The sequence below is a fragment of the Rhizobium sophorae genome (assembly GCF_013087515.1).
Taxonomy (GTDB): domain Bacteria; phylum Pseudomonadota; class Alphaproteobacteria; order Rhizobiales; family Rhizobiaceae; genus Rhizobium; species Rhizobium sophorae.
On record NZ_JABFCN010000030.1, the window covers coordinates 115,901 to 128,427 of the forward strand.

The following is a 12,527-nucleotide window of genomic DNA, read 5'->3' on the forward strand; positions in this document are numbered from 1 at the left end:
TAATTTAAATCCAACGCAAATTCTTAGATTTTCTTGCCTATATGCCGCCGGCGTATGATTAATGATCCGTTAACGAGCGGATCGAGAGAATGTCAGACACACTTTTTACGCGTGGCGATTTCAGCAGGAAAATCCTGGAAATTCTGGATAATGTAGAGTATCGCCGCGTCGAAAGCGGCGAAGACATGGAGGAAGTGGAGCGGCTGCGCTACAAGGCCTACAAGGCCCACGACGCGCTGTCGCTTGCCCCGGAAGGGCTATTGGACGATGTCGATTTCGACAGTCATGCCTATATCTTCGGTCTGTACTATTATGGCGAACTGGTCAGTACGATCCGAATTCACTATGTGACACCGGAGCATCGTATCAGCCGGTCCGGAGAGGCCTTTCCCGAGGCGATGGATGAGCTTCTGGACGCCGGGCTGACCTTGATCGACCCGGCGCGCTTCGCGGTCGATCCGGAGTTCACCGCCGACATGCCATGGGTTCCCTATCTGACGCTGAGACCTGCCATCGTTGCGGCAGCGTATTTCCGGGCGGACCGCGTTATTCAGTCCGTCCGGCCCCCGCATGCCGCCTTCTATAAGCGGGTCTTCTATGCCGATACCATCGTGCCCGGTCGGCTGGCGGAGAGTTACGGGGTTGACGTGACGCTGATGGCCACGAACGTGATCGAGGTCGGGCGCAAGCTGTTGACGCGTTATCCCTTCTTCATCTCCAGCGCCAGCGAGCAGCGCATGATGTTTTCTCGCAATCCCAACGACACGCTGCCGCCCCTCACCATCATTCCGACGGCGCGTTTCGTGCCGCAAGGCGAACTCGGCACCGACCTGCCGCTGTAATTTTCCCTTGTCCCCGACGGAGAGACGGTGTCCGCCGGGGCAGGTGAGGTGGCGATAGACACAGGCGATATCAGCCGTCCTTCAGGTCCCGTTCCGAGCCTCTGACATCGCGGTTGCCAAGCGCGCCTGCGGCATTCTCATGCATTGCGCTTTCGCCTGTCATTGTGTAATCCCTGCACGTAGGGATTTCCCTCGCCTAGAGGGAAATTAGGCAGCGCAGAGGCATTTCAGGGAGACGATATTTATGGCCGAACATCATACCGGACCGGTCGAGACCGGCGCGCCAATGGATTACAAGGAACATGAAAAGACCTACGACATGTTCATCGCCAGCGCGAAATACGGCTCGATGCTTCTCATTGTCCTCCTGCTTGCAATGACCGCCGGTTTCTTCGGCGGCGCCGGCCTTCTCGGCGGTCTCTTCGTCTTCATCATTCTACTCGCTGCCGGCATCTTCCTGCTCCGCTGATCGCGTCGATTCAGAGGGTCAGAGCGTTCTTTGGCGTCCGAAAGGACGCACGGCGCTCTGAGGGGAGGAGAGCTTCTCCGAAGCTTTTTGAATGAGGTGCTTGGCCCGCACAGGGAAGCCTGCGGCGGTCTGGCTGACCCGGAGGAGGGGGCAGTTGGGCAATATCGTTTTCGTTGCAAGGGAAAACACGGGCGAGGAGACGCGCGTCGCCGCCTCCGCCGAGACCGTGAAGAAGATGAAGAGCTTCGGCTTCGACGTCATCGTCGAAGCCGGTGCCGGTGCGGCTTCGCGCATTCCGGACGGGGAATTCGAGGCCGCCGGTGCCAGGATCGGCAGTTTTGCGGATGCAGCCTCCGCCGATGTGGTGCTGAAGGTGCGCCGTCCCAGCGGATCGGAAATCTCCGGCTATAAAAGCGGCGCCGTGATCATCGCCATCATGGACCCTTACGGCAATGACGAAGCGATCGCGGCACTGGCAAGTGCCGGGCTCTCGGCTTTCGCGATGGAACTGATGCCGCGCATTACCCGCGCTCAGTCCATGGACGTGCTGTCGTCCCAGGCCAATCTCGCCGGTTACCAGGCCGTCATCGAGGCGGCGGCGGTCTATGACCGTGCCATGCCGATGATGATGACGGCGGCCGGCACCGTGCCGGCTGCCAAGGTCTTCGTTATGGGCGCCGGCGTTGCCGGTCTTCAGGCGATCGCGACCGCGCGCCGTCTCGGGGCGGCGGTCTCGGCCACCGACGTTCGCCCCGCCGCCAAGGAGCAGGTCGCCTCGCTCGGTGCCAAGTTTATTGCCGTCGAGGACGAGGAGTTCAGGGCGGCGGAAACGGCCGGCGGCTATGCCAAGGAAATGTCCGCCGACTATCAGGCGAAACAGGCGGCTCTGGTTGCCGAACACATCGCCAAGCAGGATATCGTCATCACCACCGCTCTGATCCCCGGTCGTGCGGCGCCGCGCCTCGTTTCGCGCGCCATGCTCGCTTCGATGAAATCAGGGGCGGTTGCCGTCGACCTTGCGGTCGAGCGCGGCGGCAATATCGAGGGCGTCGTCCCCGGCGAGGTCGCCGATGTCGAAGGCGTCAGGGTGATCGGTTTCGCCAACGTGCCGGGTCGGGTTGCAGCCAGCGCTTCGGCGCTCTATGCCAAGAACCTCGTCACCTTCCTCGAGACCATGGTCAACAAGGAAACCCGGAGCGTCGTCGTCAATCTCGACGACGAGCTCGTCAAGGCGACGATGCTGACCTATGCCGGCGATGTGGTTCATCCCGCCTTCGGCGGCGCGAAGAAGGGAGACATCTGATGGCCAGTGAAGCAATGGACAGAGCGCTGGAGCAGCTCGACCACGCGGTGACCGCCGTCATCACGGCAGCGGCCCAGGCACCGGAAGCGGCAAGTGCTGCGACCGGCGGGGCGATCGATCCCTTCGTCTTCCAGCTCGCCATCTTCGTATTGTCGATCTTCGTCGGCTATTACGTCGTGTGGTCGGTGACGCCGGCGCTGCATACGCCGCTGATGGCCGTCACCAATGCGATCTCCTCCGTCATCGTCGTCGGCGCGCTTCTGGCGGTCGGCATCTCGACCAGCGGGCTTGCAACCGGCTTCGGCTTTGTCGCCCTCGTGCTCGTTTCGGTCAACATCTTCGGCGGTTTCCTCGTCACGCAGCGGATGCTTTCGATGTACCGCAAGAAGGACCGGTGAGGACTGATGACCAATATCGCAGCCTTCCTCTACCTCGTTTCCGGCGTGCTTTTCATCCTGGCGCTGCGCGGCCTGTCGCATCCGGCCACCAGCCGCAAGGGCAATCTCTACGGCATGATCGGCATGGGGATCGCGATCCTGACGACGCTGGTGCTGGCGACGCCGAGTTTCGGCGGCTTCGTGCTGATCGTCCTTGGCCTTGCCATCGGGGGTAGCGTCGGCGCCTATGTCGCCCGCACCATTCCCATGACCTCGATGCCGCAGCTCGTCGCGGGTTTCCATTCGCTGGTCGGCCTTGCCGCCGTGCTGGTCGCGGCTTCGGCGCTTTACACGCCTGCTTCCTTCGGCATCGGTGAGATCGGTCACATCCACACCGAGGCACGCATCGAGATGGCGCTCGGCGTGGCGATCGGAGCGCTGACTTTCACCGGTTCGATCATCGCCTTCCTGAAGCTCGACGGACGCATGTCCGGCAAGCCGATCCTGCTGCCCTACCGGCATGTGATCAATGCGAGCCTGCTGGTGCTGATCGTGCTCTTCATCATCGGACTTGCTGCCACCGAGAGCCATTTTGACTTCTGGGCGGTCGTCGCGCTGTCGCTGGCGCTCGGCGTTCTGTTGATCGTGCCGATCGGCGGGGCGGATATGCCCGTCGTCGTCTCGATGCTGAACTCCTATTCAGGATGGGCTGCGGCCGGCATCGGCTTCACACTCGGCAATCTGGCGCTGATCATTACGGGCGCGCTCGTCGGCTCCTCCGGCGCGATCCTCTCCTACATCATGTGCAAGGGCATGAACCGCTCCTTCGTCTCCGTCATCCTCGGCGGTTTCGGCGGCGAGACGGCGTCCGGCGGACCTGACTCATCAGACCAGACGGTCAAGCTCGGTTCGGCCGAGGATGCGGCCTATCTGATGGCGAATGCGTCGAAGGTCATCATCGTGCCGGGCTACGGCATGGCGGTCGCCCAGGCCCAGCATGCGCTGCGTGAACTCGCCGACAATCTGAAGAAAAACGGTGTCGAGGTGAAATATGCGATCCACCCGGTCGCGGGCCGCATGCCGGGCCACATGAATGTGTTGCTCGCCGAAGCGAATGTTCCCTATGACGAGGTGTTCGAGCTTGAGGACATCAATTCGGAATTCGCCCAGGCCGACGTGGCCTATGTCATCGGCGCAAACGACGTGACCAATCCGGCGGCGCGTGACGACAAGACCTCGCCGATCTACGGCATGCCGATCCTCGACGTCGACCGGGCAAAGACCTGCCTCTTCGTCAAACGCTCACTCGGCTCGGGTTATGCCGGCATCGACAATACGCTGTTCTACAAGGACGGGACGATGATGCTGCTGGGGGACGCGAAGAAGATGACCGAAGATATCAACAAGGCGCTCGCGCATTGATCAACGCCAATACAGCCGCCTTTCGGACGGCTGTTTGATTCATAGGCTGCATCCCCATGCCTCAACGGTCGGCAATCGCTGTCTGCGCTTTCGTCAAGTCTCGCCCGGCACGAGTGTCATCTTCTCGACGCCGATCGCCAGGTTCAAACCTTCCTGAGCCTGGACGTTTAACGGCTGCAGCATGAAGGCCTTGTCGGTGCCGCCGGCGATGACCTTGGCGCCGGCGCCTGCACCGATGCTTGCATCGGCGCCGATTCCGTAATATTCGCCGGCAAGGGCGAATTGCGGAATATCCGTTCCGGTCTTTGCCAGCACCTGCCAGATCATGACGCTCTTGCCGGTCTGGCCGATATCGAGGCCGAATTTCTCGATTTTGCCGGCATAGACCGCCTTGGCGCCGCCGGCCGCCGACGTATAGGTGCAAATAAGATTCTTCTGCGAGGTGACGATCAGACCCTGGCCGCCATCCGATCCACAAACCAGACGGCCAAGCGTGACATAGTTTTCCGCGCCCGCCGGGCTCGCCCAGGCAGCGGCTGTCAGTGCCGCGGCTGCGATCATCGATTGCTTGAACATGGTCTTTCTCCTTTGGAACGACCTGTCGGAAACGGGTGGAGGTAGCGATTGTTCCGGGATGCAGATTCAAAGTGATAGAGCGTCCTTAGCGCGTCTGAAGAGACACGCGGCGCTCTATTCCCGCTCCAGCGTGGCGCGCTGCGCCGTCAGCACCCATAACAGGCCTTCGGGCCGGAAATCGATCTCAACCGTGCCGCGGAAGGCGGAGGCAGCATGAGCCTTGATAACAGTCGTGCCGAAGCCCGAGCGCGATGGCTCGGTGACCGGCGGGCCGCCGCGCTCTTCCCAGGTGAAGCGGAGCAGGGCATCCGGCTTGTCCTTCTCGCTGACGTCACGCCATTCGAAACGGACGCGGCCTTGCGGTACGGAGAGCGCACCGTATTTCACCGAATTGGTGGCGAGTTCATGCAAGGCGAGGCCGAGATTCTGCACTGCATCCGGTTTCAGCACGAAATCTTCGCCGCTGATGTCGATCTGCTCACGCGATTGCGGGAAGGCGTGCAAATGGATGTCGACGACCCGCCGCAGCGACACGCCTCCCCATTGTTCGCTGGTCAGGAGCTCGATCGAACGCACCAACCCTTCGAGGCGGTCGGCGACGGCGGCGCGGAAGGTCTCGACGCTGTCGGACTGCTTGGCGAGCTGGCGCATCATTGCCTGGGCAAGTGTCAGAAGATTCTTGGTGCGGTGGACGAGCTCGTGCATGACGAAACGCAGCCGGTCCTCGGTCTGGCTACGATCGAAAGAGGCATTCGAAAGGGCAATTGCCACCTGGTTCGCCTCGATGACGCTGGTCTCGACCGGCGAGACGATATGGCCTTCGCCCATGCGGTTCGCCATGTCGGCGATATCGCGGATGGTGGTGCGCACCTGTCGTGCGACGGCATAGGCGCCCAGCACGGCGACGAGCACAAGGGCCACGCCGCCGATGATGAGGAAACGCCAGGTGCTGAGGATCGAAGCCTGGGCGATCGGTCCCCAGATCACCGTCTTCCACGACCAGCCGGGAATCCGGGCATAACCGAGCAGCATGTGCGGCAGGATTGTCTCGTCCTGGAAGACGCCGCGGGAAGCAGTGAAGGCCGGCAGGATGCGCGGATCGAAGGGCGTGCCGGGTTCGAGATTGGCGGGACCGGTGGCGGCGACGACGTGGCCGCTCTGATCGATGACGGCGGCCGACCAGCCGGGGGCAAGGCCCTCGGTGGTCACGAGCTTGCGCAGATCAGTGGCATTCTGGGTAATGATGAGGGCTGCGACCGGATCGTTCTTCCGCGGCAGGGTGACGTTATAGACCCATTCGCCGCTGGTTCGGCCGCGAAAGACATCGGAGGCCTCGATGCGACCGGACGCCATGACCGCTTCGAGGGCAGGGATGTTCGCCGTCTTGCCGAGCGGCGTGCCGAATGCCCGACGGGTGTTGAGGAGCTGCTGGCCGGTGCGATCGACGGCGATGACGAAAAGCGTGTTGTCTCTGAGGGCCGTTTCGGTGCGCTCGTGGAAGGAGGCGAGATTGCCGTTTTCCAGCTCCGGCGAACTTGAAAGCAGCCTCAGCGTCGTTGCCATATCCTGAAGCTGGCGGTCGATGATGCGCGAAAGGGCGAGCGCATCTTGGGCCGTCTCGCGCCGCAGCGTCGAACGCTGGTTGTCTTCCAGCTGCAGCAGAAGCAGTGTCACAAAGGCGAAGATCGGCAGCGCGATCGCCACCGCCATGGCGACGAGGTAGGTGCCGATCGAGGCTTTGGGAAAGAACAGCGCGACAATCTTCATCTGTTGCGCCACAAAGTGTTACAGGGTCTTTTGCCCGTCTGAAAAGACGCGCGGCGCTGTAATGCACGTGGCCCGCAACGGTTTTCGTTTGCGGCCAGGAAAGCAAAGATCCGCATCTCTCGCAAACCGCCCTCAACTCGTTTTAGAATGCCTGATAGCAGGCTATCGAAGCAGCGCCATGTTAGGGGGAGCAAGAGCAGGTTGCAACATACTATGACAGGTCGTCGAGAGCGGCGGATCTTTTGCGGCGTCTCGTTTTGAGGCCGTACGGCCGCTTTTGCGGCAGTATGGCTCCTGCCGCCCGACCAAGTCCTTAGCCGGCTGGGGCGACGCCGACGCGAGCAAGGCCGTCGCGAGCCGGCTGGTACTTCGGATCGAGGCCGATCGCGTGGCGATAGGAGCGGGCAGCCTTCGCTTTGTCGCCGCGGCGTTCGTAGACGAGCGCCTGGTTGGCCCATGATTCGGCGATGTTGCCGTTAAGCTCGATCGCATGGTTGAAATCGGCAAAGGCGTTGTCGTCGTCGTTCAGCGCGATATAGGAAATGCCGCGGCCATTATAGGGCTCGGCCGAATTCGGCGCGAGCGAGATGGCTTTCGAGAAATCGTCGATCGCCTTATCCTGCTGATTGCGCTTCTGATAGATCAGGCCACGATTGTGATAGGCGCGGCCATCGGTGGTGCCGAGCTGGATCGCCCTGTCGAAATCGTTGAAAGCCTGGTCATCCTGGCCGGCCATGCGATAGACATTGCCGCGGCCGATATAGGCGACGTCATAGCTCGGATTGATCTGCAGGGCGGCATTGTAATCGGCAATCGCCTGGGCTTGCTGGCCCATATTGCGATAGACGAGAGCGCGGTTGGCGTAAGCCTGGAAAAACCGCGGATTGATCTGCAATGCCGTGTTGAAGTCGTTTAGCGCCGGGCGGAACTGGCCGGCGCGGCCATAGGCGGAACCACGGACGTTGTAACCTTCAGGATCCCTCGGATTGGCGTTGATGACCGCCGTCAGCGACGCGATATTCTCTTCCGAACCCTGCGCCTTATCGATGCGGATCACGGCATCCGTGGTATTGGTCGTCTCGCAGCCGGCGAGGCCGAACATTGCCGCCAGCGCCAAAGCGGGCAGGAATGCCGTTTTCTGCAAGCGCAAAGCGCGGGACGGATAAAAGGTGTTGACAGCCATTCTGGCTCGCTTTCCCCATGCGGCATATCCGGTGCGCGGATATGCGATCTTCAGCGGCAAACTAAAAAAGGCGGCGGCGAACCCATCGCCCCCGCCACAATGCATCTGAAAACGTCGAAAAAACGACGGCAACGCTCAGCGTGCGACCAGACCTTCGCGCTGGGCGCGCTTACGGGCCAGCTTGCGAACACGACGAACAGCCTCGGCCTTTTCGCGAGCACGCTTCTGCGACGGCTTCTCGTAGTAGTCGCGCATCTTCATTTCGCGGAAAATGCCTTCGCGCTGCATCTTCTTCTTGAGAGCGCGGAGAGCCTGATCAACATTGTTATCGCGGACAAGTACCTGCACGAGAATCACGTTCCTTTGGTTGGTTGATGCCGGAGGCGGCGCAGCGGCCAGAGGCAAAACAATAACGTTCGCGCGGCCGCAGCCTTGCGATTGGTGATGCGGGATAGCAGATTGGCTACGGGAAGTCCAGATGGATATGGAAGGCACGCTGAAAAATCACGCTTCCCCTGATCCAGTCATGATCTGGCCGGTTCGGGCGCGGCTTCATCCAGCGCGGCGATTGCCTCCTTGAGAGCCGTCCTGACCCTTGGGCGATCGGCAGGCTCCAGCCGGCTTATATCCAGGTGCAGGTCGAGGCCGGAGAGATGTTCGCTCAGAACGCGGCTCTTGTGGTCCACACCGAGTGTCAGCCCATCCACCCCATAGGGCACGATCTCGCGCTGTATGCCCTTCATCGTGATCGGCGGCAAGGGATGAGCGTCGACGATTTCGTTTACCAGCGCATAGGTTTCGTAGCTGATGACGATCTCTCCCCCCTGGGCGATCGATTGCAGCCGGGCTGCGAGATTGGCCTCCGCCCCGATGATCGTATAGTCCATGCGGTCGCTGCTGCCGAAATTGCCGACGTTGCAATACCCGCTGTTGATGCCCATGCGCACGACGAAAGGTTCTTCGGTGCCGTTTCTGCGCCATCTGTCCTTGAGTTCGCCGAGACGGCGCTGCATGTCGACGGCCATGCGCAGACATGCCTTCGCGTCCTCCTCCGGTCCCTTGGTTTCGGGATCGCCGAAGAAGACCAGCATCGCGTCGCCGATGAACTTGTCGACCGTGCCGCCGTGCTCCAGGGCAATGTTCGACATCTCGGTCAGATATTCGTTGAGCATCTCCGTCAGGGCTTCCGGCTGCAGGCGCTCGGTCGTCGCCGTGAAGTCCTTGATGTCGGAGAAGAAGATCGTCAGGCGCTTGCGCTCGGTATGGACGACGACGTCCTTCTGCCCGGAGAAGATGCTCTTGTAGATCTGCGGCGAGAGATAGCGCGAAATCTTCATGGAAACGCTGGCGAGGAATTCGTTCGCTGCTTCCAGATCCTGGTTGGCGCTATGGATTGCGCGCGCCTGCTGCCGCTGGAGCACAATGAAGCTGATGCCGATGACGGCGACGAAAAGAAAATAGCAGAGCAGGTATTTGAAGGCGAAGACGTTGCTCGCATAGGGCTGCCTGATGACGACTTCCTGAATGCCGCGTACATCGCCCACTTTCCAATCGGTCTTCGGACTTTCCGGATGGGTATTGTGACAGGCAACGCAGGCCTGGCCCATGACGACGGGGGTGATGAACCGCAAGGTATCGGTCAATCCGACGCGGGTGAGATCGTTCAGCGTCTGCTGCGGATTGGCGCGCAACGCGGCGAGCGCTTGTCTCTCGAAATCGTCGAGCTCGTGGGATGCGCGGCTCTTGAACGGCAGGTCGGAGACGAAACGGTAGGTGATATTGGCCTGTTGCTCCTTGATGACGTCGCCGAGCTCGAGGGAAAGCGTGGCCGGCAGCGGGATGGCACCCGGAATATTCGCATAATTGTGAGAGACGACCGTGCCTCCAGTCGCGCCGCCGGCATGGGCGGCGAGAACACGCCCCACCACATTCGCGGAATAATAGGAGCGGATGCTCGATATCAGCGAGCTCATGTCGCGCGCCTGACGGCGCAGGGTATTCCCCGACAGATCGCTGATATCAAGCCAGACGGCAAGCGGCAGCCCTGCGAGCATTGCCAGCACGACGACAATCAGCCAGTAGCCGCTGCGGCGTGCGGCAGATTCGGAAATCACGGCGACTTTCATCCTTCTCTCGAAATTATCCGATTTTCGATCGTTACAAGAACATCTCGGCGCGCGCCGGGCAAGCTCGAAGCCTTGTCATCCAGGCAAAAGCCCGGCCAAAACTGGAGGCGTGGCCTGATTGAAGACGGTTGCCCGCCGTCCGCCGGAAATCGAAAAGCGGGAGGCTGAAAAGACAGCGCCCCTGATGCATCTGCGAATGGCGTTTGGACCGAAAGCGGCGTAGCCTGTCTGCCGGCAGGTGCGGGCCGTTCTGTGGGCCGTCGGAGGGGACAGCCGGTGAGATCATGACGCGCGTGCAGCAAATCGGTGTCGTTATCGGCTTGGCGATCGTGGCTATGCTGACGATCCTCCGGGCAGGCGATCCCGGGATTTTCAAGCTGATCCGCGGCGTGACTTTTGACGAGTATCAGCGGTTGGTTCCGAGGACCTTCGAGCCGATGCCGGTCCGCGTGATCGACATCGACGAGACGTCGTTGCGCGAATTCGGCCAGTGGCCGTGGCCGCGGGACCGGATGGCTCTGCTGGTCGACCGGCTTTCGGAGATGGGTGCGTCGGCCATTGCCTTCGATGTTCTCTTCGCCGAGCCGGACCGGCTGTCGCCGCGCAATGTTGTGCGCGACGTTGCCGGCGTGGACCCTTCCCTCGCCGAAAAGCTGCCCGACAATGACGAGATATTCGCCCGTGCAATTACCGAAAAACCCGTCGTGCTCGGCTTCGGACTTTCCAACGAGGGCAATTACCGGCCGCCGGTAAAGGCGGGATTCGCCTTCACCGGCGAAAGCCCCGTCTCGGCCCCGCCCTATCTCGGCGCCTCGACGCCGCTCAGACCGCAATTGGAGGCCAATGCGGCGGGGCTTGGCCATATCAGCCTCAACCCCGGTAATCCCTCGCCGGTGGTGCGGGCGGTGCCGCTGTTCCTGACAGACGGCGAACAGCTCTATCCCAATCTGGCGATCGAGGCCCTGCGCGTCGCGCAAGGGGCGTCGACTTATGTGCTATCGGGGGCGCCCGATCGCGCCGGCATCATGACATCGGCAAAGATCGGGGATTTCGTCGTGCCGCTGACGGCGGCGGGCGAACTCTGGCTCTATGTCAGCCCCGACCGGGCCGAGCGATACATATCCGCCCGTCAGGTGCTCGCGGCCGGAGGGCCCTCTCCCGAGGTCGCGGCCGCCATCGACGGCAGCATCGTCTTCGTCGGCACATCGGCGGCCGGCCTGCAGGACATCCGCGTCACCGCGCTCGGCGAGAACGTTCCCGGCGTTTCGCTGCATGCGCAGGCCGTCGAGCAGATCCTCTCCGGCCATTTCCTGTCGCGGCCCGACTGGGCCGACGGGCTGGAAATCCTGCTGATTGCGGTGCTCGGCTGCCTGCTCGTCGTGGTGACGACCTTCGTCAGCCCTGCCGTCGCTCTGATCTGCGGCCTGCTGATCACGGCCATGGCGCTGGTGGCGTCCTGGCTTTCGTTTCTGTATGCAGGGCTTCTCTTCGATCCACTGGCTCCGATCGTCAGCGGATCGATCATCCATTTTGCCGCGACCTCGTTCCGGATCCTGGTGATCGACCGGGAGCGGCGCGCGGTGCGGCGCGCCTTCGGGCATTATCTTTCCCCGTCGCTGCTCCACCGTATCGAGCATAATCGCGACGCATTGCGTCTCGGCGGAGACGACCGTGAGTTGACGATGATGTTCGTCGACGTCAGGAATTTTACCGAAATGAGCGAGCGGCTGGCGCCAACGGATGTCGTCGCCTTCCTGAACACGCTGCTCGATGCGTTGAGCCGCCATGTCGTGGCAAATGAGGGCACGCTCGACAAGTTCATCGGCGACTCGATCATGGCATTCTGGAATGCGCCCGTCGATGTGGCGGATCACGAAGCCAAGGCTGTTCGCGCAGCGCTTGCCATGCGCGAGACACTCGCCGAATTGAACGCCGGCGACGCCTTTGGCTTCGGGCCTGATCAGGAAGTCAGCATCGGCATCGGCATTCATACTGGCCTTGCCTGCGTTGGCAATATGGGCGCCAAGACCCGCTTCAACTATTCGGCTGTCGGAGATGCCGTCAACGTTGCGGCTCGAATCGAGTCCTCCTGCAAGGAGGTCGGCTTCGATATCCTCATTTCCGACAGCACGGCACGGTCAGTACCGGGAATGGCGCTGATCGAGGCCGGCGCGCTCCCGCTGAAGGGGAAGAGCAGCCGGACACAGATCCTCGCCGTTGTCGGCGATGAGCGGGTCGCGGCATCTCAGGAATTTGCCGCGCTAAAGGTTGTCCATAACCAGTTGATGCAGGCCCTGCAATCACACTCAAGGAATAGCCGGAAGCTTATCGGTACGGCAAAGCTCAGGGCTGTGCAGGTGATCGGCGGTCTGGCGGAATTCTACGAGCGCATATCCCGCAGGGCCGATCATTTCCGCGAGGTGCCGGAGGAGGTCGAAAAAAGCGTTGCAGACTGACAGGCC

11 protein-coding genes are annotated in these 12,527 nt (G+C 61.5%); 6 read left to right on the top strand and 5 right to left on the bottom strand.

The features are described from left to right. The first annotated feature begins 89 nt into the window (after window positions 1–89). The 5 genes from G9X64_RS17895 to G9X64_RS17915 all read left to right on the top strand — a co-directional run bounded on the left by G9X64_RS17895 (window position 90) and on the right by G9X64_RS17915 (window position 4,413). On the top strand, window positions 90–842 hold the full coding sequence (locus tag G9X64_RS17895) for an N-acyl amino acid synthase FeeM domain-containing protein (protein ID WP_168308608.1): 753 nt from the start codon (window positions 90–92) through the stop codon (window positions 840–842). 244 nt (window positions 843–1,086) lie between these two features. After that, window positions 1,087–1,311: an aa3-type cytochrome c oxidase subunit IV gene (locus G9X64_RS17900; protein WP_003542954.1), complete on the top strand. Its 225-nt coding sequence runs from the start codon at window positions 1,087–1,089 to the stop codon at window positions 1,309–1,311. Between the two features lie 154 nt (window positions 1,312–1,465). Then, entirely contained in the window at window positions 1,466–2,614 is a 1,149-nt protein-coding gene (locus G9X64_RS17905) for a Re/Si-specific NAD(P)(+) transhydrogenase subunit alpha (RefSeq protein ID WP_171377102.1), read from the top strand. Next, a complete protein-coding gene (locus tag G9X64_RS17910; RefSeq protein ID WP_003552830.1) occupies window positions 2,614–3,012 on the top strand; it encodes a proton-translocating transhydrogenase family protein in 399 nt (132 codons plus the stop codon). The genes G9X64_RS17905 and G9X64_RS17910 overlap by 1 nt, the downstream gene beginning before the upstream one ends. Window positions 3,013–3,018: 6 nt before the next feature. Then, window positions 3,019–4,413 (top strand): NAD(P)(+) transhydrogenase (Re/Si-specific) subunit beta, encoded by a 1,395-nt coding sequence (locus G9X64_RS17915; protein ID WP_168308606.1) that lies wholly within the window; start codon window positions 3,019–3,021, stop codon window positions 4,411–4,413. A gap of 93 nt (window positions 4,414–4,506) precedes the next feature. On the opposite strand, the gene G9X64_RS17920 is transcribed toward G9X64_RS17915, so the two are convergent. The 5 genes from G9X64_RS17920 to G9X64_RS17940 all read right to left on the bottom strand — a co-directional run bounded on the left by G9X64_RS17920 (window position 4,507) and on the right by G9X64_RS17940 (window position 10,065). After that, a complete protein-coding gene (locus tag G9X64_RS17920; RefSeq protein WP_171377103.1) occupies window positions 4,507–4,989 on the bottom strand; it encodes a DUF992 domain-containing protein in 483 nt (160 codons plus the stop codon). A 114-nt stretch (window positions 4,990–5,103) separates the two neighbouring features. Then, window positions 5,104–6,756 carry a sensor histidine kinase gene (locus G9X64_RS17925; RefSeq protein WP_168308604.1) on the bottom strand — a complete coding sequence of 551 codons (1,653 nt, stop codon included), beginning with the start codon at window positions 6,754–6,756 and terminating at the stop codon, window positions 5,104–5,106. Between the two features lie 313 nt (window positions 6,757–7,069). Further along, window positions 7,070–7,939, bottom strand: coding sequence for a tetratricopeptide repeat protein (locus G9X64_RS17930; RefSeq protein ID WP_171377104.1), 870 nt, complete (start codon window positions 7,937–7,939; stop codon window positions 7,070–7,072). Between the two features lie 135 nt (window positions 7,940–8,074). After that, the gene (rpsU, locus tag G9X64_RS17935; RefSeq protein ID WP_003585885.1) at window positions 8,075–8,287 is read right to left on the bottom strand and encodes a 30S ribosomal protein S21; all 213 of its coding nucleotides are present in this window, start codon (window positions 8,285–8,287) and stop codon (window positions 8,075–8,077) included. Between the two features lie 176 nt (window positions 8,288–8,463). Next, a complete protein-coding gene (locus G9X64_RS17940; protein ID WP_168308602.1) occupies window positions 8,464–10,065 on the bottom strand; it encodes an adenylate/guanylate cyclase domain-containing protein in 1,602 nt (533 codons plus the stop codon). 284 nt (window positions 10,066–10,349) lie between these two features. On the opposite strand from G9X64_RS17940, the gene G9X64_RS17945 reads away from it, so the two are divergent. Then, on the top strand, window positions 10,350–12,521 hold the full coding sequence (locus tag G9X64_RS17945; protein ID WP_171377105.1) for a CHASE2 domain-containing protein: 2,172 nt from the start codon (window positions 10,350–10,352) through the stop codon (window positions 12,519–12,521). Window positions 12,522–12,527: the final 6 nt, after the last annotated feature.